Raw genomic sequence first — 20,840 nt, 5'->3', positions numbered from 1 at the left:
ACATATAAGCTCTACTGGCTTAGTTCACTAGCACACTGTTGAGTTCTCAAGCAACACACCGCAACCCAGCCCACCCAGCAGGCAAACCAGATCACCGCGTTGTTTCAAGCTATTTTGTTCCGGAGACTTACAGTACACCCTGGCGAAACTCGCGCTTCGCGGGGGGCTGGTTCAGCTCCGGAGGTTTGGGACCACCCACTCTACCACCCAGAGGTAGGAGCTTGGTTCGTGTTCCCGGCGGCCACCCGGTTTCCCTGGCGACTTGGAGAACTTTACATGGCCGAAAACCGGCCCGAACAGGGGGGTCCCCTTTTCTCGCACCGGGCCCCCGACCTGCACCGATACGCCGCTCAAGCCGGCCGCGGTCGCCCATGGGTCGCGAACACCGTCAGCGCCACCAACGCAGCCGCCAGCACCGCCGCGACGTGAATGGGCGCCGGCCCGAACGAAGCCGCCAGCACGAGCACCGCGGCGACCGGGTATCCGATCGCGATCTCCCGGCACTCGTTCGTCGGCCCGATGTGCAGCAGCCACACGCTCAGCAGGAACACCGCGACCGGCACCGTCACCGCGAGCGCCGTGGCAAGACCGCTGATCGCGCTGTGGTGCGTGTCGTAGTCCACCGCCAGCTCGAGGCCCGTCCCGACCGCCGCGGCGGAAGCGAAGATCAGGTAGTGCCCGTACCCCCAGCTCGACGTGCTCAGCAGCGACGGATGGCGCACGAGCCGCAGGTGCCCCGGCTGGTCGAAGTACAGCCACCACATCGAAAACACCAGCACGAGCCCTGCCGCGGCGAGCCCGATGAGCGTGCCGACGTGCTCGCCCTCGGACACGCCCTCCTTCACGGCGGTGGTGGCGCTCAGCACCACCTCGCCGAGCACGATCAGAGTGAAGAGCCCGTAGCGCTCGGCGATGTGGTGCGGGTGCCACGAAGTACCTCCCCGCGACTCCGCGATGCTCGGCACCGCGAGCTCGCAGACCACCAGCACCGCGAACACGATCGCCGCCGTGGTCTGAGGGAAGCCGATCAACGCGTCGGCGACCCACAACACCTGCACGAAGGTGATCCCGCCCGCGTACCAGAGCGCCGTCGTGCGGCGTTCCGGATCCGATTTCGCGGCGCGCAGCCACTGCGTCACCATCGCGAGGCGCATCAGCACGTAGCCGACCATCACCACGCGGAAGTCGCCGTTGAACGCGCGGTCCACGCCGGCCGCGACGGTGAGGCCGCCGGCGATCTGCACGAGAGTGGCCAGCCGGTAGGGCACGTCGTCGGTGTCGAACGCGGAGGCGAACCAGCTGAAGTTCAGCCAGCCCCACCAGATCGCGAAGAACACCATCGCGTAGCTCAGCACCCCGTGGCCGATGTGCCCTTCGACCAGCTCGTGGTGCAGGTCGGCGCTCGCGGCGCCCACCGCGACGACGAAACACAGGTCGAACAGCAATTCCAGCGGGGTGGACACGCGGTGGTTCTCACCGCTGTCGCGCGACCGCATCGGCCGGTACCACACCCGGAACCGCTGGACCGGAAAAATCCCCTGGGACATCGACGCTCCCCGCACTCACCCGACGAACGCCGCCATCCCAACACGGCCAAAGCGCTCAGGCGAGTACGACCCCCAACAGAGGGTGAAAGGGGAGAAAATCCGAGGTGAGAAAGGGCGGGCCCGGTTCCCCCTCTTCCGGACCCGCCCGAACGCCTTCGCCGCACTCCCTCGCCACCTCGGGGGCAATGCTCCCGGCGGTCGCCGTACGGTCCCCCGCGGACGCCGACGATCCGTTGCCTGGGAGGTGACCAAGAGTGTCCATTCCATGGAACTCCGGAACTCTCAGCCGCTCGCCCGATCGACCCATCCCCGGTCGATCGATCGAAATGCCACTGTAGGTAGCCAAAGTGTCGTGCTGAAGGCTCCATAAGGTCTACCCGGTTGCTCTGAGTAGCACCAGTGTCAAACGTAGCGTGTCACTCGGATGGAGCATCGTGGATTCGCTGAAAGTAATTCACCTGTAGTGCTGAGTGAGCGTGATCTGCTCACTGTCGGTGAACGCCGGCAGCCGCTTCCGCAGCGGCACGCTCCTCGTCACGCGCAGCCCTGTTGCGACGCGCCCGCAGCTCCAGCACAGCCAGCACGAGCGCGACACACGTGAGCCCGGCCGAGCAACACATCGCCGTGGTGAGGGCCAGCGAGTAGTCCCGGTTCGAGCCCACCACCACCGACTGGAAGACCGACGCCAGCACAGCCGTGCCGATCGCCGTGCCGATGCGCTGCCCGGTCTGCAGCGCGCCACCGGCGACGCCCGCCATCGACGTGGGCACGCACTCCAGCGTCAGCGTGGTGTTCGGCGCCAGCACCATGCCGCCGCCGATGCCACCGATCAGCAACGGCAGCGCCACGGCGAACCCGGCCGCGGACGGCGGCACGAGCTCCACCACCAGCGCCACCAAGAGCAGCGCGAACGCCACCAAGCTCAAGCCCGTGACGGACAACCGGCGGCCGAACCGCGGCACGAGCCGGCCCGCGACCGCCGCCGAAACGGCCGAACCGATCGCGAACGGCGTGACCGAAAGCCCCGACTGCAGCGGCGTGTATCCCAGCCCCTGCTGGAAGAACAACGCGAAAACGAGCCAGATCCCGGCGAACCCGCAGAAGTACAGCGCACCCACCGCGGCGCCGGCCGAGTAGCCCGGCGTGCCCGTGAACAGCCGGACGTCCAGCAGCGGCGACCGTTCGCGCGCGACCACCCGGCGTTCCCACCGCACGAAACCGATGCCGAACACCACCGCCACGGGGAAGAGCCACCACAGCTTCGCGAGACCGCCCTGCTCCGATTCCACGAGTGGCAGCAGCACCCCGAGCACAGTGATCGCGAGCAGCGCGATGCCGACGAAGTCGATCTCCGAGCGCACCCGCATCGGCCTGCGCGCGGTCTTCGGCAGGAGCCGCATCGCCAGCACGAACGCGACGGCGCCCACCGGCACGTTCACGAAGAACACCCACCGCCAGCCGCCGGGGTCGCCGAACACCGCGAGGATCACGCCGCCCAGCACCGGCCCCACAGCCGTGGAGATCCCCACGACGGCGCCGAAGATGCCGAACGCGCGGCCGCGCTCGGCGCCGCGGAACAGGTCCTGGATCAGGCCGCTGTTCTGCGGCGTCAGCAGGCCGGCCGCGCAGCCCTGGGCGAGCCGCGCGATCACCAGCATGGTGGGGCCGGTCGCCGCGCCGGCCAGCACACTCGTAGCCACGAACGCCGCCAGCGCGATGAGGAACATCCGGCGCCGGCCCAGCGCGTCGCCGAGCCGGCCGCCCGTGACCAGGACCAGGCCGAACGTGAGCGCGTAACCCGACACGACCCACTGGACCGTGCCGCTGCCGGTGTTCAGGCCGCGCTGCATCGCCGGCAGCGCCGTGTTGACGATGCTGACGTCGAGCAGCGTCATGAGCCCGGCCGCCAGCGTGACGGCGAGTGCCCGCCACCGGCGCGGGTCCGGCACGTACTCCGTCATCAGGTGTTGGCGGTGATCCCGGGGATGCCCTTGAGCTCACCGATGAGCATCGAACTGACCTTCACCGGGTAATCGTAAAGCGCGAACACGGTCTGGTTCTTGCCGACGAGCTTCAGGTGCACTGGGGTCTCGCCCTTGTGCGCCAGCAGTGTCGACTTGAGCTCGCTCACCACCGACTGGTCGATCTTCTCGGCGGCGGCCAGCAGCATCAGCGGTGGTTCCTCGTCGCCGTTGCCGATCTCGGACAGGTCCAGCGGCACGAGCCCGCCACCGAACACCGACATCTTGTCCTCACGCCAGTTGACCCGGCCCTTGACCAGCACCGCGTTGTCCTCGACCAGGTCCGCGCCGAACATCGAGTACGCCTTGGCGAAGAACAGCACCTCGATGGCGGCGTCCATGTCCTCGACCGTGCAGATCGCCCAGGGCTCGCCCTTTTTGTTCACGCGCCGCTCCAGCGAGGTGAGCAGGCCCGAGATCACGACCTCGCCCTCCCTCGGCGGATCGGCGAGCAGGCCGGCGATCGGCTTGGGCGCGTGCTTGCGCAGGATGCGCTCGGCACCGTCGAGCGGGTGCGCGGACACGTAGAGGCCCAGCATCTCCCGTTCGTAGGCGAGCAGCTGCTTGCGCGGGTACTCCTCCTCGCCGAACTTCAGGTGCGCGAGCGGCGACGAGGAAGGCGTGGCCTCGGCCGAGTCGTCGTCCCCGCCGAAGGAGCCGAACAGGTCGAACTGGCCCATGGCCTCCTGGCGCTTGAGCGGGACGACGGCTTCCACCGCGTCCTCGTGCACCTGGATCATCGACAGGCGGGTGTAGCCCATCGTGTCGAACCCGCCGGCCTTGATCAGCGACTCCATGACCCGCTTGTTGCAGGCCACCAGCTCCGACTTGTCCAGGAAATCGGTGAACGAGGAGTATTTGCCCTTCTCCTCGCGCGTCTTGATGACCGACTCCACCACGTTGGCGCCGACGTTGCGCACGGCACCCAGCCCGAAGCGGATGTCGGTCCCGACGGCCGCGAACCGCAGGGCCGACTCGTTGACGTCCGGCGGCAGCACCTTGATGCCGAGCCGGCGGCACTCCGACAGGTAGATGGCCGACTTGTCCTTGTTGTCACCCACCGACGTGAGCAGCGCGGCCATGTACTCCGGCGTGTAGTTCGCCTTGAGGTAGGCCGTCCAGTACGCGATCAGGCCGTATGCGGCCGCGTGGCTCTTGTTGAACGCGTAGCCGGCGAACGGGAGGATCGTGTCCCACAGCGCCTTGACCGCTTCGGGCGAGAAGCCGCCAGGCAGCAGAGGACTGGCCTTCATGCCCTCTTCGAAGCCCTCGTACTCCTTCTCGAGGACTTCCTTCTTCTTCTTGCCCATGGCTCGGCGCAGCGTGTCCGCTCGGCCCATCGTGTAGCCCGCGACCTTCTGCGCGATCTGCATGATCTGCTCTTGGTACACGATCAGGCCGTAGGTCTCGGACAGGATCTCCCGCAGCGGGTCCTCCAGCTCCGGGTGGATCGGCGTGACCTTCTGCCGGTTGTTCTTGCGGTCGGCGTAGTCGTTGTGCGCGTTCATGCCCATCGGGCCGGGGCGGTACAGCGCGAGCACCGCGACGATGTCCTCGAACCCGGTCGGCAGCATGCGGCGCAGCAGGTCGCGCATCGCGCCACCGTCGAGCTGGAACACGCCGAGCGTGTCACCGCGGCCCAGGAGCTTGTACGCCTCGGGATCGTCGAAGCCGAGGCGGTCGAGGTCGATCTCCTCGCCGCGGTTGGTCTTGATGTTGGCCAGCGCGTCGCCGATCACCGTGAGGTTGCGCAGGCCCAGGAAGTCCATCTTCAGCAGGCCGATGTTCTCGCACGACGGGTAGTCCCAGCCGGTGATGATCGAGCCGTCGTCGCGCTGCCACACCGGGATCGCGTCGGTCAGCGGCTCGCTCGACATGATCACCGCGCAGGCGTGCACACCGGCGTTGCGGATCAGGCCCTCGAGCCCGCGCGCGGTGTCGAAGATCGTCTTGCACTCCTCGTCGGTCTCGACGAGGGCGCGGACCTCCGCGGCTTCGGCGTAGCGCTCGTGCTTGGTGTCGACGATGCCGGACAGCGGGATGTCCTTGGCCATGATCGGCGGCGGCAGCGCCTTGGAGATCTTGTCCGCGATCGAGTAGCCCGGCTGGCCGAAGTGCACGCGGGCCGAGTCCTTGATCGCGGCCTTGGTCTTGATCGTGCCGAACGTGATCACCTGCGCGACGCGGTCGGCGCCGTACTTGTCGGTGGCGTAGCGGATCATCTCGCCGCGGCGGCGGTCGTCGAAGTCGATGTCGATGTCGGGCATCGACATGCGCTCGGGGTTCAGGAACCGTTCGAACAGCAGCTTCTGCGGGATCGGGTCGAGGTTCGTGATGCCCAGCGCGTACGCGACGAGCGCGCCGGCGGCGGAACCGCGACCGGGGCCGACCAGGATGCCGACCTCGCGCGCGTGCTGGATGAGGTCGGCGACGATGAGGAAGTAGGCCGGGAAGCCCTTCTGCTCGATGACGCCGAGCTCGTAGTCGCAGCGCTCCTCGTAGCCGTCGGGCACGCCGGCCGGGAAGCGCCACCGGAGGCCCTCGGCCACCTGGTGGCGCAGCCACGTCGCCTCGGTGTGGCCCTCGGGCACCTCGAAGACCGGCATGCGGTCCTTGTGCGAGTAGACCTCGTCGTAGGACTGCACGCGCTCGGCGATCAGCAGCGTGCTGTCGGCCGCGCCCGGAACCTCTTTGTCCCAGTACTCCCGCATGTCCTCGGCCGACTTGAGGAAGTAGCCGTCGCCGTCGAACTTGAACCGGGTCGGGTCGTTGAGCGTCTTGCCCGCCTGCACGCACAACAGCGCCGAGTGAGTGTCGGCCTGGTCCTTGGTGACGTAGTGCGAGTCGTTGGTGGCGAGCGGCTTGAGATCGAGCAGCTTCCCGACCTCGAGCAGGCCCTCGCGCACGGACCGCTCGATCGGCAGGCCGTGGTCCATCAGCTCGAGGAAGAAGTTGTCGGCGCCGAAGATGTCCTTGTAGTCCGACGCGGCCTGGATCGCGGCCTCGCGCTGGCCCAGCCGCAGGCGGGTCTGCACCTCGCCCGACGGGCAGCCGGTGGTGGCGATGATGCCTGCGTGGTTCTCCGCGATCAGCTCTCGGTCCATGCGCGGCTTGCGGTAGTAGCCCTGGATCGAGGCGATCGACGAGAGCTTGAACAGGTTTCGCAGCCCGGTGGCGTTCTCCGCCAGCATCGTCATGTGCGTGTACGCACCGGCGCCGGAGACGTCGCCGCCCTCACCGAGCTCGTCGGAGCCGCGCTGGCTGGCCTGGCCCCAGAACACCGGCTTCTTGTGGAAGCGGCTCTCCGGCGCGATGTAGGCCTCGATGCCGATGATCGGCTTCAGGCCGTGCTTCTTGGAGGTCTGGTAGAACTCGTCGCCGCCGTACATGTTGCCGTGGTCGGTCATGCCCACCGCGGGCATGCCCAGCCGCGCCGCCTCGGCGAAGAGGGGTCCGATCTTCGCCGCACCGTCGAGCATCGAGTACTCGGTGTGGACGTGCAGGTGGACGAAGGAATCGTTCGACACCAGCGAAAACCTCCCCTAGGCAGACGGCTTCCCGGTTGTTGCTGCGGCGCGGCCCGGGGTCCTCCACCCTAGTCCGCGCTCGCGCTGTGCGGCTCGGTAGGGATCCTCTCTCCTCACCCGCCCGCCGCGCCCGCCGACATGCCGCCCGGGGCCCGACGAAACCTTCGCGGGTGACGCCACGGCGACACCCTCGCACGCCCCACCGACAGAACCGGGGCGAGTGAACCGGCCCACAGGATTCCGGTGATTCCCCCAGTACTGATGTGGCAGACCTCCACCTGACTTGACACCGGTTCGGCGGAACTTCACGATCTCATTCCATGAACCTGTCTGACAGCCAGACAGCCGGACAAGGCCCTCGTCGCGTGAGCGCCATGGAGGCGGTGCTGGCCTACCTGCGCCGCGCCATCGAACGCGGCGAGTACGCCGTGGGCGACAAGCTGCCGTCCGAAGCCGCGCTGAGCAAGGAGTTCGAGGTCAGCCGCTCGGTGATCCGCGAGGCGCTGCGCGGGCTGCAGGCGCTCGGGCTCACCGTGTCCCGCACCGGCAAGGGCACGTTCGTCACCGCGACCGGCCCGGCCGAGAGCCCCACTTTCGGCGACTATTCAGCCCGCGACCTCATCGAGGTGCGCCGCCACGTCGAGATCCCCGTGGCCGGCTACGCGGCCCTGCGCCGCGACGCCGACCACCTCGACCTGCTCGGCCACCTCGCCGAGCGGATGGAGCTCGAGACCGACAACACGGCGTGGGTGGCACTCGACTCGCTGTTCCACATCACCATCGCCCAGTCCTCGGGCAACCCGGTGTTCGCCAAGGTCATCGAGGAGATCCGCGACGCGCTGGCCCGCCAGTCGGCCTTCCTCAACCAGCTGGGCGACCGGCGTGCGGAGTCGAACGTGGAGCACCGGCGGATCGTCACGGCGATCACCGATGGCTCCGAAGAGGCGGCCGTGGCGGCGATGACGGCGCACCTCGCGAGCGTCGAGCAGGCGCTGACCACCATCGTGCGGCCGGGTCGCACGGCGAAGCAGAACAGGAACGACTGAAAACGTGAGTGAGCAGTCCCTGCCGTCGTCCGGCGAAACGGAGAAGCACGCCCACGCAGGTGGCGCCGGCTACAACAAGGCGCTGAAGTCCCGCCACATCTCCATGAGCACGTTCGAGAAGGCCGGACAGTGAGCACTCCCGAACAGCGCGTGCCGCGCCACGTCCCCCTCGTCCACCTCCTGCGCGACGGCATGGTCGAAGGCGTGCACCACGGTTCGGTGATCGCCCTCGCGCCGGACGGGTCCACGCTCTTCGCCGCCGGCGACCCGGACGTCGCGATGTACCCTCGTTCGACTGCGAAGCCGCTTCAGGCCACGGCGATGGCACGGCTGGGCCTGCGGCTGCCGCCGGCGGGGTTCGCGATCGCCGCGGCCAGCCACTCGGGCGAGCGCCGGCACCTCGACGCCGCGGCGGCCGTGCTGGCCGGCCATGGCCTGACCGCCGAAGACCTCGGCAACCCGGCCGACTACCCGTTCGACCCGGTCGAACGCGACGCGTGGGTCGCCGAGGGCCGGCCGGCCGCGCGCCTGGCGCACAACTGCTCCGGCAAGCACGCGGCGATGCTCGCCACCTGCCGGGAGCAGGGCTGGGACCCGCGCACGTACCTCGATCCCGGGCACCCGCTGCAGCAAGCGATCCGCGCGACCGTCGAAGACCTCACCGGGCAGACCGTGCCGCGCGTGGCCGTCGACGGGTGCGGTGCGCCGCTGTTCGCGCTGTCGCTGCGGGGACTCGCCCGAGCGGCCTCGCGGCTGGCGACCGCGGCGCCCGGCACACCGGAAAGCCTGGTGGCCCAAGGGATCCGGCAGCACCCGGACCTCGTGGGCGGCACCCGGCGGGACGTCACCGCGGTGATGCGCGCGGTGCCCGGGCTCCTCGCGAAGGACGGGTTCGAGGCCGTGCAGCTCGCCGCGTTGCCCGACGGCACGGCCGTGGCGCTGAAGATCGCCGACGGCGGCGATCGCGCGAGGGCCGCCGTGCTCGCGGCCGCGCTGGAGCGGTGCGGGGTCGACGCCGGCGTGCTCGAACCGTTCACGAACCCGGCGCTGCGGGTGACCGCGGAACTCGAGGGCCGCCCGCGCGCTGCGTGACCCCGCTCACGCGAGACGGGTAGCTTCGAAAGCGTCCGGCTTGGTGAAAGGGGTAAACCTGTGCTGCAGCGCATCGCCGACCTCCTGCTCGGTCTCCCGAAGGCGGAGGGCCCGGCCCCCGTCGCCACCAAGGGCCTGCGGATACCCATGCCCGACGGGGTCCACCTCGTGGCCGACCGGTATACGCCGGCCGGCCTGCGCTCGGGGCCGGTCGTGCTCGTGCGCACGCCGTACGGGCGCAGCGGGCCGATCGCCGCGCTCTTCGGCAGCGTCTTCGCGCGCCACGGCCTGCAGACGGTGGTGCAGAGCACGCGCGGCACGTTCGGCTCCGAGGGCGAGTTCCGCCCGTTCCACCTCGAACGCGAAGACGGCATCGCCACCGCCGAGTGGTTGCGCGAGCAGCCGTGGTGCGACGGGCGGCTCGCGACGGCAGGCCTGAGCTACCTCGGGCACACCCAATGGGCGATCGGGCCCTACCTCGACCCGCCGCTCGAGGCGATGGCGCTGGGCGTGACGGCTTCGGAGTTCGTGAGCACGTTCTACCCGGGCGGGGTGCTCGCGGCCGACAACATGGTGTCGTGGTCGGCCATGATCGGCCGGCAAGAGGAACGGTTCGGGGCGCTGCCGAACCCGGTGCAGAAGCGCAAGACGCGCCGCGCGATGGCGCACCTGCCGCTGAACGCCGCCGATGTGGCCGCGATCGGCAAGCAGGTGCTGTTCCTGCGCGACGTGACCACCCACGCCGAACCGGACGACGGCTACTGGGCCATGTCCGACCACAGCGCGGAGGTCGCCGGGCTCACCGTGCCCGTCAGCATGGTCACCGGGTGGTACGACCTGTTCATCCAGGGCCAGCTGCGCGACTTCCGCACGCTGCAGGACGCCGGGCGCGCGCCGCGGATCACGATCGGGCCGTGGGCCCACGGCGACCCGGCCAGCCTCCGGATCTCCGTGCAGGACCAGGTCGGGTTCCTGCGCGCGCACCTGCTCGACGACCGCGCGCAGCTGCAGCGCTCCCCCGTGCGGCTGTACCTGCAGCAGGCGGCGACCTGGCTCGACTTCGACGCGTGGCCGCCCGAGTCCACGGCCACCGAATCGCACCTGCGGCCGATCGGCGGCCTCGGCGAGGTGGTCAGCGGCGAAGCCCAGCCCACCGCGTTCACCTACGACCCCACCGACCCGACGCCCGCGGTCGGTGGGCCACTGCTGACGGGCACCAACAAGCAGCAGGACAACAACGTGGTCGAGGCCCGCGACGACGTGCTCGTGTTCACCGGCGAACCGCTGATCGCCGACCTGGACGTGATCGGCGAGGCGAGCGCGACCGTGTTCGTGCGAACCGAACTCGGCCACGCCGACGTGTACGTGCGGCTCTGCGACGTGGACCAGGACGGGCGCTCCCGCAACGTCACCGACGGCATCCTCCGGCTGCGGCCCGGCGCGCCCGAGGCGGACGCCGACGGGATCGTGACGGTGCGGGTTCAGCTCGACCCGACGGCCTACCGGTTCCGCCGCGGCCACCGGCTGCGCGTGCAGGTGGCGGGCGGCGCGTTCCCGCGCTTCGCCCGCAACCACGGCACGGGCGAACCGGTGGCGAGCGCCGTCGACGGCAAGGCGAACCGATTCGAGATCTTCCACGACGCGGCGCACCCGTCGCGGGTCACGCTGCCCGTCTTCAGCCGCTGAACGGCACCACCCGCTGGTGGGTGGTGAGCCGGCCGTCGTCGTGAAGCACGTGCAGCAGCAGCGACGGCGGCCGCTCGAGGTCGATCGGGCCGCCCTCGGCCCAGGAGCGGTCGGCGCCGGGCTCGACGGGCAGCAGCCCACCGGAGACGACGCCCGGGGCGACGCGCACGGGCACGCCCACGAACGTGGTGGCGGCGCCGGTGTGGACGTGGCCGCAGAGCAGCGCGAGCACCCGCGGGTGGCGCCGCAGGACCTCGGCGAGGCGGTCTTCGCCGGTCTGGCGGATGGCGTCCACGAGCGGGATGCCGACCTCGACCGGCGGGTGGTGGAACGCGACGAACGCGGGACCGTCGTGGGCCGTGAGCGCTTCGTCGAGCCACGCGAGCGTCGCGTCTTCGAGATAACCCGCGCCCTCGCCGGGAATCGTCGAGTCGCACATGGCCACGAGGACGCCGTTCACGTCGGTGGCGACGTTCACCGGGGCGACGCTCGCCGGCTCGCCGAGCAGGACCTCGCGGAAGGCCTCGCGCACGTCGTGGTTGCCGGGACACGTAAGCACGGGCGCGGGGTGCTTGAGCAGCTCGGTCGCGCGGCGGTACTCCTCGGGCAGGCCGTGGTCGGCGAGGTCGCCCGTCACGAACACGGCCTCGACCGGGCGTTCTAGGGCGCGCAGGTAGTCGAGCACCGCGGTGGCGCGCGCGTCGGCGCGTTCGCCGCCGTCGAGGTGAATGTCCGACAGGTGCGCGAAGACCTTCATACGTTCAGCTCCGTTCGAGGTACGCCAGTGCCTTGACCCAGTTGCGCACGAGCAGCGCCGTCGCGCCGGGCCCGTCGCCGGAACGCAGCGCGTCGGCGATCCCCCGGTGCTCGGCGATGCTCTCGGCTGCCCGCTCGGGGCCGCCGAAGTACACGGATTCGTAGCGTTTGAGCAGCGGTTTGGTCTGCTCGATCAAGCGCAGCAGGTGCGGATTTCCGCAGCGGGAGAGCAACATCTCGTGCCAGCGATCGTCCACAGCGGACAGATCGGCGCCGGCGGGCCGGGCCGCCATCTCGTCGGCGATCGCGTCGAGCGCGTCCGGCAGGAGCGTCAGGTCCAGCGGCGAGGTCCAGCGCAGAGCGAGCGACTCCAGCTCGGCGACCAGCGGGTAGAGCCGCCGGGCCTCCTCCAGGTCGAGCGGCGCGACGAGGAACCCGCGGCCGGGCGCGGCGACGAGCAGCCCGCGGTCGGCGAGCCCGATCAGCGCTTCCCGCAGCGGCGTGCGGCTCACGCCGAGCTCGCGCGCGAGATGTACCTCGTTGATCCGGGCGTCCAGCCGGCCGTCGAGCACGCGCGCGGTGATCTCCTCGATGAGCTCACCCCGCAGGAGTCGCTTGGTCATCCGCGCAGTATTGCATACAGACTGGCCCTACTGTATTCAGTTCACATGGTCAGCATCCAGCCCGCCGACGTGGCCCGCGCCCGCGCCGAGACGCCCGGCTGCACCGGCGTCGTCCACTTCAACAACGCCGGTTCGGCGCTCCCGCCGGCCCGCGTCACCGACACGATGGTCGACTACCTGCGAGCCGAAGCGCTGGTCGGCGGCTACGAGGCCGCCGCGGCGGCGGCCGAGCGCACCGAGGCCGTGTACATGTCCGTGGCGAGGCTGATCAACGCCGCGCCCGAGGACATCGCGATCACGGACAACGCGACACGCTCGTGGCAGGCGGTCTTCTACGCGCTGCGCTTCGGCCCGGGCGACCGGATCCTGACCTCCAGCGCCGAGTACGCGAGCAACGCGATCGCCTACCTCCAGGTGGCTCGCCGCACCGGGGCGCGCGTGGAGGTGGTCGCCGACGACGGGACCGGCCAGCTCGACGTGGCCGACCTGCGCCGCCTGATCGACGACGACGTGAAGCTCATCGCCGTGAGCCACGTGCCGACGCAGTGCGGCCTGGTGAACCCGGCCGAGGAGATCGGCAAGGTCGCGCGCGAGGCCGGGATCCCGTTCCTGCTCGACGCGTGCCAGTCGGCCGGGCAGCTCGACCTCGACGTGGAGCTGCTGCAGTGCGACGCGCTGTCGGCCACCGGCCGCAAGTACCTGCGCGGGCCGCGCGGCACCGGCTTCCTCTACGTGCACCCGCGGCTGCGCGAGCAGCTCGAGCCGGCGATGCTCGACCTCCATTCGGCCAGCTGGGAGTCGCCGGACGAGTTCGTGGTGGACCCGACGGCGAAGCGGTTCGAGGTCTGGGAACGCGACTACGCGGCCGTGCTGGGGCTCGGCGCAGCCGTCGACTACGCGCTCGAATGGGGTCTGCCGGCGATCGAGCACCGCGTGGCCGAACTGGGCGCGACGCTGCGCGGCCGCCTCGGTGAGCTCGACGGCGTGCGGGTGCACGACGTCGGCGCGCGCAAGTGCGGGCTCGTCGCGTTCAGCCTCGACGGCCTCGGCGCGGAGCAGGTGAAGGTGCGCCTCTCGGCCGCGAGGATCAACACGAGCGTGACCCACGCGACCTCGGCGCAGTACGACTTCACCGCCCGCGACCTGCCCGACCTCGTCCGCGCGTCGGTGCACTACTACAACACCGAGGGCGAGATCGACTTGCTGACGAGCCAGGTGGCGAAGCTGGCCCAGGAGTCGCGCAACGGCTGACGCGCTACCCGGCGAACCAGCCCGCGACGTCGAGCCGGAAGCCGCCGCCGGTCATGGTGCGCAGGTCGGCTTCGAGGGCGCGGACGCGGTCGGCGCCGAGCTCGCCCACCCAGTTCGCGCGCAGCGTTTCGAAGATGGCGGCGGAGCGGGCGAGGGAGTCGATGCCGCGCGGCGTGAGCCGCACGAGCTTGCGGCGGGCGTCCTCGGGGTCGTCGGCGCGCTCGGCGTACCCGAGCTGCTCCAGGCGGTCGACGGTCTTGCCGGCGGCCTGCTTCGAGACGCCGAGCCGTTTACCCAGCTCCGACGCGGTGGCCCCGCGCGGTCCGATGGCCTGCATCGCGAAGCCGAACGCGGGGCGCACGTCGGGGTGCCCCTGACGGGCGAGCTCGACGTGCAGGTCGTCGATCAGCGTGCGGAAGCCCGAGAACAACAGCAACGGCAGCTCGAAGCCGGGCGCGTCAGCCATACCGCTTGCCAAATTCGACAACCAGGTTTACCTTCTGGAATTCGACAACCACGTTGACGACTTTACCCCAGGAGGGTCCCGTGCCGCACTTCCCCGACCACACCGCCGAGACCGCCCCACCGGCCGCCCGCCGCGCACTGGCCGCGACCGAAGCCCAGTTCGGCTCACTGCCGGCCGCCGTCGCCCGGTTGGCGACGTCGCCGGAGCTGCTGAACGGGTTCCTCAAGCTGAGCGCCCTGTTCGAGACCACCACGCTGTCGCCGCTGGAGCGCGAGACGCTGATCCTGGTGGTGTCCACGCGCAACAGCTGCCACTTCTGCGTCGCGATGCACACCGTGAAGCTGGTGCAGCTCGACGCGCCGGCTTCGCTGATCGCCGCGCTGCGCGCGTCGGCGCCATTGCCCGTGCCTCGGCTGGAGGCGCTGCGCCAGTTCGCTTTGACCACGTTCGCGACGACCGGTGACGTGCCTGCCGCCGACCTCGACGCGTTCCTCGCCGCCGGCTACACCCCGCGGCAGGCACTCGAGGTGGTGCTGGGCATCGGCGCGTACACGCTTTCGACGTTCGCCAACCGGCTCGTGGCCGCTCCCCTGCACCCGAGCCTGACCGAGCACGCGTGGACCGCCGCCTGACAGCGTCGGTCTTCGTCGGGTCCTCGTCGGCCTCGTCGGTCCTCGTCGGGTCCTCGTCGGTCTCGGAAGATCACCCGTTTGCCGCAGTCTCCGACGTATCCACCGGGGCCCGCCGAGCCTCCTACTCCACGTTCGCCCGCGACGCGCACCACGCGGCCGGGCCTGTCGAGGGGGCAGGCCCGGCCCCGGCCCGCCGGCCTCAGAACGGCGGCGGCTCCACCGCGGTCCACTCCCGGTAGTGCTTGATCGCCTCGCGGATCGCGTAGGCCGCGGCCAGCACCGCGATGATCCAGCCGGTGACGCCCTGTGGGAGGACGTAGTCGCCGTTCGGGGCGGTGAGGTAGCCGTAGACGTAGTTGCCGGCGAGGTACAGCAGGCCCATCCACGGTTGGGCGCCGCGGGTCATGATGTTCAGGCAGGTGATCGACCCGAGGAGGATGCCGGCGACGCCGATGACGGCGCCGACGACCGAGAGGCCGGCGCCGGCATCGAGGCCGTAGCCGATCGCCACCAGGGCGAGGGCGCCGAGGGAAGCCGGGTGGGACAGGGCGCGCCAGGCGGATCGGCGGGTCGACCAGTTGACCATCATGAGCAGCAGGATCGAGAAGCTCACGACCGCCGGCCCGGCGAGGACGCCAAAGCCGCCGGTGAGGAGCTCGTCCCAGGTGGGGCGGTCGACGTCGGACAGCAGCCGGGGCACGATCGCGCCGGCGAACAGCACGGCGTCGACCAGCGTGCCGACCAGCCAGAGCCGGGTCGCCTGGATCGGCCGCGGCGGCTCAGGCTCGACCAGGACCGCGATCCCCGCCGCCTGCAGCGCCAGCAGCTCGTGCCGTTCCCGAAAACGCCACGAGTAGTACCCTGCGGCCGCCAGGAGCACGAGCCCGGCGAACAGCAGGAGAATCGGCCGCGGGAAGTCCACGAGTGTCTGCAGGCGCGCACGTGATTCGGCGTCCCTGAGTTCGCCGGCCACGACCGCGGTGCCGGCCACCGCCCCGAAGCCCGCCGCGGCGAGCACCCAGGCGGCCAGCGTGAACGGGAACGCCGGCGAAAACCCCGCCCGGCGCCGCCGCCTGGAGGCTTCGACGTACCCCGCCGACGCGACCTTCCGCCCGGCCCGCAGCGCCACCGCTCCGACCACCGCGATTCCCGCCAGCACCAGCGCGGGCGTCCACTCCACCCTCGACCGGCTCAGTGCTCCGTCAGCGACGACCGCCGTGCCCACCGCGGTGCTGAACAGCAGCGCGAAGAATCCGAACGTCCCGCTGACCCGTCGATATGCACGCTGCGCGTCCACTCGTCCCCCCACCGCAGACCGGCGACCCCCCGATCACGCCGGTCCAGCGTAGGGCCACTCCGCCGCGCCGGTCTCGCCCCGTCCCCGACCGATCACCAACCGTTACTGATCAACCAAAGACGACCACTGCCGGGGGGCGGCTCCGGGAACTCCCCGCACGACCACCGCCGAAAAGTCCGGCACCGCCACGACCACCCCAGCCGACGACCGCCGGAACCCGGGAGACCACCCACGCACGCCGACCACCGCGGGAATCCGGAAGACAACACCACCCAAGGCGACCACCGTGGAGGTCCGGGCGCAAGACCACCCAAGACGACCACCGTGGGGGGTCCGGGGGCGAAGCCCGCCGGGCGGGGTTTGGGGGTTGCACCCCCAAAAGACACGACCGATTCGACCGGTTCGCGCGTTCCGCGGACACAGTCCACCGATCGAATCGGTGGGCGCAGCAGGGTTCGAACCTGCGACCGCTCGGGTGTAAACCGAGTGCTCTTCCGCTGAGCTATGCGCCCGCTGACGGGACCGGCCGGTAAGGAGCCGGGCCCGTCAACAAAAAAGAAAGTCAGGCCAGTTCGGCCACGGCCTTCTTCCACGCCGACTGGTCGCGAGCCTCGCCGGGCTGGTTGACCTCGGCGAAGCGGACGATGCCGTCGGTGTCGATGAGGAACGTGCCGCGCAGGGCCATGCCGGCCTTGTCGTTGAAGACGCCGTAGGCCTGGGCGACCGCGCCGTGCGGCCAGAAGTCCGAGAGCAGCGGGAACTGGTAGTTCTGCTGCTCGGCCCACACCTTCAGCGAGAAGACCGCGTCGACGGAGACGCCCAGGATCTGCACGCCCTGGGTGTCGTAGTCGGCGAACTCGTCACGCAGCTGGCACAGCTCGCCGGTGCAGGTCCCGCTGAACGCGAACGGGAAGAAGACCAGCAGCACCGGCTTGTCGCCCTTGAACGACGACAGCGTGACGGGCTGCTTGTTGTAGTCGTTGAGCGTGAAGTCCGGGGCTGGCGTACCGACCTCGACGGCCATGCGGCGAATCCTCTCCGAAAGCGATCACGAAACCTGCGCCGACAACCCTATCGTGTCAGCTGCGCAGGCCCCGGTTCACCGCTGTTTCGCCTTCGAGGATTTCGGCGACACCAGTCGGGTCCCGAGCCAGTCGGCTCCCACGCTGATGTTGGCGGTCTGCGACAGACCGACCTGGGGCACGGCTTCGGCGATCTCACTGGGCTCGACGTGCCCGGGCTGACCCGTTTTGGGCGTCAGGACCCAGATCACGCCGTTCTCGTCCAGCGGACCCCGGGCGTCGACCAGGGCGTCGCCCAGGTCGCCGTCGTCTTCGCGCCACCAGAGCAGCACGACGTCGATGACTTCGTCGGCGTCCTCGTCGAGGAGTTCGGCGCCGATCGCCTCCTCGATCGCCGCGCGAACGTCCTCGTCGACGTCCTCGTCCCAGCCGATCTCCTGGACCACCATGTCCGGCTTGATGCCAAGGCTCTCGGCGACGCCGGCAGTGCCTGCGTCTCCCGCGGCGACCACTGCTTCCACTCCTCCAACTACGACGGAGCGCGGTGGTCGGACACACGGGCGAAGCCGCGCCGGCCACCACACTCGGGTACACGGTTGTCGATAGCGAACACTGGCGCGGCGCTGCGCGCAACCGTCCACACCGGATCTTTGACAAGTCGTGTCGCAGCGTGGAGGCCCCCCGGGGTCTTCGGTAACCCCGGGACAGGTGTCTGTGGGCAGTGTCGCACGACCGCTCCGGCAACCCCCGGAAACCTCTCCTCTAGTGTTGGGGAGAACTAAACGCGCGCGCGATACACCGCACGCGGGGAGTGGCACACTCGGGGCGACCCTTGTTACCGGACAGTAAAGGTGACGGGAGCCGGGCCGGGGACGACGATGGGAATCGGCGTGCACTCCCGCCCAGCAGCTACAACGGCTACAACCAGTTACAAGGAGACCCCTTGGCCCCGCAGAACGACGGCGCCTCCGGCAAGGAGACCCCGGCACGCGTACGCGTCATCCGTGACGGACTCGCGGCGCACCTGCCCGACATCGACCCGGAGGAGACCGCCGAGTGGCTGGACTCCTTCGACGAGGCGCTGGCCAGGGGTGGTCAGCAGCGCGCGCGTTACCTGATGCTGCGCATCCTGGAGCGCGCCCGCGAGCGCAACGTCGGAGTGCCCGCGCTCACGTCCACGGACTACGTGAACACCATTCCCACGGAGAACGAGCCGTGGTTCCCCGGCGACGAGGAGATCGAGCGCCGCTACCGCCGTTACATCCGCTGGAACGCCGCGATCATGGTGCACCGCGCGCAGCGGCCGGGCGTCGGCGTCGGCGGGCACATCTCGACCTACGCCTCGTCCGCGGCGCTGTACGAGGTGGGCTTCAACCACTTCTTCCGCGGCAAGGACCACTCCGGCGGCGGTGACCAGGTCTTCTTCCAGGGCCACGCCTCCCCGGGCATGTACGCGCGGGCGTTCCTCGAGGGCCGCCTGTCCTCGTCGCAGCTCGACGGGTTCCGCCAGGAGTACAGCCACGCCGGTGAGGGTGGCGGCCTGCCGTCGTACCCGCACCCGCGGCTGATGCCGGACTTCTGGGAGAACCCCACGGTGTCGATGGGCCTCGGCCCGATGAACGCCATCTACCAGGCGCGATTCAACCGCTACCTGCGCGACCGCGGCATCAAGGACACCAACGACCAGCACGTCTGGGCGTTCCTCGGCGACGGCGAGATGGACGAGCCGGAATCGCGCGGCCTCATCCACGTGGCCGCCGGCGAGGGCCTCGACAACCTGACCTTCGTGATCAACTGCAACCTGCAGCGGCTCGACGGCCCGGTGCGCGGCAACGGCAAGATCATCCAGGAGCTCGAGTCGTACTTCCGCGGCGCGGGCTGGAACGTGATCAAGGTCATCTGGGGCCGCGAGTGGGACTCGCTGCTGCACGCCGACCGCGACGGCGCCCTGGTCAACCTGATGAACGTGACGCCGGACGGCGACTACCAGACGTACAAGGCGAATGACGGCGCGTACGTGCGCGAGCACTTCTTCGGCCGCGACCCGCGGACGAAGGACCTGGTCAAGGACCTCTCCGACGGCGACATCTGGAACCTCAAGCGCGGTGGCCACGATTACCGCAAGGTGTACGCCGCGTACAAGGCGGCCATGGAGCACCACGGCCAGCCGACGGTGATCCTCGCCCACACCATCAAGGGCTACGGCCTCGGCCCGGCGTTCGAGGGCCGCAACGCCACGCACCAGATGAAGAAGCTCACGCTCGACGACCTCAAGCTGTTCCGCGACGCCCAGCGCATCCCGATCAGCGACGCCGAGCTCGAGCGCGACCCGAAGCTGCCGCCGTACTTCCACCCGGGCCCCGACTCGCCCGAGATCGAGTACATGATCGGCCGCCGCAAGGCGCTGGGCGGCTACCTGCCCGAGCGCCGGCCGAAGCACGCCAAGGCGCTGGTGCTGCCGGGCGACAAGGTCTACGAGGGCATCCGGAAGGGCTCGGGCAAGCAGGAGGTCGCCACCACGATGGCGTTCGTCCGGCTCGTGCGCGAGCTCGCGAAGGACTCGGAGATCGGCAAGCGCGTCGTCCCGATCATCCCGGACGAGGCCCGCACGTTCGGTCTCGACTCGATGTTCCCGACGGCCAAGATCTACAACCCGCACGGCCAGACGTACACGTCGGTCGACGCGAGCCTGATGCTGGCTTACAAGGAGTCCGAGAAGGGCCAGCTGCTGCACGAGGGCATCAACGAGGCGGGTTCCACCGCGTCGTTCACGGCCGTCGGCACCTCGTACGCCACGCACGGCGAACCGATGATCCCGATCTACATCTTCTACTCGATGTTCGGGTTCCAGCGGACCGGCGACGGCCTGTACGCGGCGGCGGACCAGATGGCGCGCGGCTTCGTGCTCGGCGCCACGGCGGGCCGCACCACGCTGACCGGTGAGGGCCTGCAGCACGCAGACGGGCACTCGCTGCTGCTGTCGGCGACCAACCCGGCGGTCGTGGCCTACGACCCGGCTTACTCGTTCGAGATCGCCCACATCGTCCGCGACGGTCTGCGGCGCATGTACGGCGAGACCGGGCCGCACGGCAACGGCGAGAACATCTTCTACTACCTGACGATCTACAACGAGCCCTACCAGCAGCCCGCCGAGCCGGAGAACCTCGACGTCGACGGCCTGCTCAAGGGTCTCTACAAGTACGCCGACGCCCCGGCGGGCGACGGCCCGGAGGCGCACATCCTGGTCTCCGGCGTCACGATGCCCGACGCGCTCAAGGCCCAGCAGCTGCTGGCCGAGGAGTGGGGCGTGCGTGCGGCGGTGTGGTCGGCCACGTCGTGGACCGAGCTGCGCCGCGAGGCCGTGGAAATCGACCACGACAACCTGCTCCACCCGGCCGACAGCCCCCGCGTGCCGTACGTGACGCAGGCGCTGTCGGGCGTCAACGGGCCGGTCGTGGCGGTGTCGGACTGGATGCGCGCGGTGCCGGACCTGATCCGCCCGTGGGTGCCCACCGACATGCTCACGCTCGGCACCGACGGGTTCGGCTTCTCCGACACCCGCCCGGCCGCCCGGCGCAAGTTCCTCGTGGACGCGCAGTCGATCGTGGTCGGCGCCCTCACGGCGCTCGCCAAGCGCGGCGAGGTGGCGCAGGACAAGGTGACCGAAGCGGTGCGCCGCTACCGCCTCGACGACGTCTCGGCCGCCGGCCCGCAGACGTCGGACTCGGGCAACGCGTAAGCAGTGGTCGCAGCAAGACCCTCCGGGCGCACAATGGCCCGGAGGGTCTTGGTGTTTCGAGACCCCCGCCCACTAGGGTAGACATCGGATGTATCTCAGCGTCCGAGAGCTCTCGTCCCTGAACTGACCGAGCGC

At 69.9% G+C, this 20,840-nt stretch carries 16 protein-coding genes and 1 tRNA gene; 7 read left to right on the top strand and 10 right to left on the bottom strand.

All coding sequences use genetic code 11. The annotated features are described in order from the left end of the window. Positions 1-350: 350 nt before the first annotated feature. The 3 genes from ABZU76_RS48225 to dnaE form a co-directional block, all read right to left on the bottom strand. Positions 351-1,547, bottom strand: coding sequence for a low temperature requirement protein A (locus ABZU76_RS48225; protein WP_354884176.1), 1,197 nt, complete (start codon positions 1,545-1,547; stop codon positions 351-353). A gap of 485 nt (positions 1,548-2,032) precedes the next feature. Next, positions 2,033-3,508, bottom strand: a complete 1,476-nt coding sequence (locus tag ABZU76_RS48220) for an MFS transporter (RefSeq protein ID WP_354884173.1) — start codon at positions 3,506-3,508, stop codon at positions 2,033-2,035. Continuing rightward, positions 3,508-7,095 (bottom strand): DNA polymerase III subunit alpha, encoded by a 3,588-nt coding sequence (dnaE, locus tag ABZU76_RS48215; RefSeq protein WP_354884170.1) that lies wholly within the window; start codon positions 7,093-7,095, stop codon positions 3,508-3,510. Before dnaE ends, ABZU76_RS48220 begins: the two co-directional genes overlap by 1 nt. Positions 7,096-7,469: 374 nt before the next feature. Here dnaE and ABZU76_RS48210 point away from each other — a divergent pair, with 374 nt between their 5' ends. The 4 genes from ABZU76_RS48210 to ABZU76_RS48195 are packed head-to-tail and all read left to right on the top strand — an operon-like array spanning position 7,470 to position 10,919. Further along, complete coding sequence (locus tag ABZU76_RS48210) at positions 7,470-8,141, top strand: FadR/GntR family transcriptional regulator (protein WP_354884182.1); 672 nt, start codon at positions 7,470-7,472, stop codon at positions 8,139-8,141. Positions 8,142-8,145: 4 nt separating this feature from the next. Then, positions 8,146-8,274: a hypothetical protein gene (locus ABZU76_RS48205; protein ID WP_354884167.1), complete on the top strand. Its 129-nt coding sequence runs from the start codon at positions 8,146-8,148 to the stop codon at positions 8,272-8,274. After that, a complete protein-coding gene (locus ABZU76_RS48200) occupies positions 8,271-9,233 on the top strand; it encodes an asparaginase (protein WP_354884164.1) in 963 nt (320 codons plus the stop codon). The genes ABZU76_RS48205 and ABZU76_RS48200 overlap by 4 nt, the downstream gene beginning before the upstream one ends. A 60-nt stretch (positions 9,234-9,293) precedes the next feature. Beyond that, positions 9,294-10,919, top strand: a complete 1,626-nt coding sequence (locus ABZU76_RS48195; protein WP_354884161.1) for a CocE/NonD family hydrolase — start codon at positions 9,294-9,296, stop codon at positions 10,917-10,919. Here the strand turns inward: ABZU76_RS48195 and ABZU76_RS48190 are convergent. Both ABZU76_RS48190 and ABZU76_RS48185 read right to left on the bottom strand, forming a co-directional pair. Further along, a complete protein-coding gene (locus ABZU76_RS48190; protein ID WP_354884158.1) occupies positions 10,909-11,676 on the bottom strand; it encodes a metallophosphoesterase in 768 nt (255 codons plus the stop codon). The two genes, ABZU76_RS48195 and ABZU76_RS48190, sit on opposite strands and share 11 nt — an antisense overlap. A gap of 4 nt (positions 11,677-11,680) precedes the next feature. Further along, positions 11,681-12,298: a GntR family transcriptional regulator gene (locus ABZU76_RS48185; protein ID WP_354884155.1), complete on the bottom strand. Its 618-nt coding sequence runs from the start codon at positions 12,296-12,298 to the stop codon at positions 11,681-11,683. 45 nt (positions 12,299-12,343) lie between these two features. On the opposite strand from ABZU76_RS48185, the gene ABZU76_RS48180 reads away from it, so the two are divergent. Continuing rightward, positions 12,344-13,549, top strand: a complete 1,206-nt coding sequence (locus ABZU76_RS48180) for an aminotransferase class V-fold PLP-dependent enzyme (RefSeq protein WP_354884152.1) — start codon at positions 12,344-12,346, stop codon at positions 13,547-13,549. A gap of 4 nt (positions 13,550-13,553) precedes the next feature. Here ABZU76_RS48180 and ABZU76_RS48175 read toward each other — a convergent pair whose 3' ends face one another. Continuing rightward, positions 13,554-14,015 (bottom strand): MarR family transcriptional regulator, encoded by a 462-nt coding sequence (locus tag ABZU76_RS48175; protein WP_354884149.1) that lies wholly within the window; start codon positions 14,013-14,015, stop codon positions 13,554-13,556. A gap of 80 nt (positions 14,016-14,095) precedes the next feature. Here ABZU76_RS48175 and ABZU76_RS48170 point away from each other — a divergent pair, with 80 nt between their 5' ends. Next, positions 14,096-14,647, top strand: coding sequence for a carboxymuconolactone decarboxylase family protein (locus ABZU76_RS48170; RefSeq protein ID WP_354884147.1), 552 nt, complete (start codon positions 14,096-14,098; stop codon positions 14,645-14,647). Positions 14,648-14,846: 199 nt separating this feature from the next. On the opposite strand, the gene ABZU76_RS48165 is transcribed toward ABZU76_RS48170, so the two are convergent. The 4 genes from ABZU76_RS48165 to ABZU76_RS48150 all read right to left on the bottom strand — a co-directional run bounded on the left by ABZU76_RS48165 (position 14,847) and on the right by ABZU76_RS48150 (position 17,478). Then, positions 14,847-15,944 carry a hypothetical protein gene (locus tag ABZU76_RS48165; protein WP_354884144.1) on the bottom strand — a complete coding sequence of 366 codons (1,098 nt, stop codon included), beginning with the start codon at positions 15,942-15,944 and terminating at the stop codon, positions 14,847-14,849. Positions 15,945-16,384: 440 nt separating this feature from the next. Then, a tRNA-Val gene (locus ABZU76_RS48160) sits at positions 16,385-16,456 on the bottom strand. Positions 16,457-16,506: 50 nt separating this feature from the next. Beyond that, complete coding sequence (locus tag ABZU76_RS48155) at positions 16,507-16,968, bottom strand: peroxiredoxin (protein ID WP_220237891.1); 462 nt, start codon at positions 16,966-16,968, stop codon at positions 16,507-16,509. A 75-nt stretch (positions 16,969-17,043) separates the two neighbouring features. After that, complete coding sequence (locus tag ABZU76_RS48150) at positions 17,044-17,478, bottom strand: DUF3052 domain-containing protein (RefSeq protein WP_220237890.1); 435 nt, start codon at positions 17,476-17,478, stop codon at positions 17,044-17,046. Between the two features lie 431 nt (positions 17,479-17,909). Here ABZU76_RS48150 and aceE point away from each other — a divergent pair, with 431 nt between their 5' ends. Continuing rightward, on the top strand, positions 17,910-20,705 hold the full coding sequence (gene aceE, locus ABZU76_RS48145) for a pyruvate dehydrogenase (acetyl-transferring), homodimeric type (protein WP_354884140.1): 2,796 nt from the start codon (positions 17,910-17,912) through the stop codon (positions 20,703-20,705). Positions 20,706-20,840: the final 135 nt, after the last annotated feature.

Origin of the sequence: Amycolatopsis sp. NPDC005232, assembly GCF_040607795.1 — a bacterium.
GTDB lineage: Bacteria > Actinomycetota > Actinomycetes > Mycobacteriales > Pseudonocardiaceae > Amycolatopsis.
The sequence above is the reverse complement of the archived record's forward strand: the minus strand, read 5'-3'. Positions and strand labels throughout refer to the sequence as shown.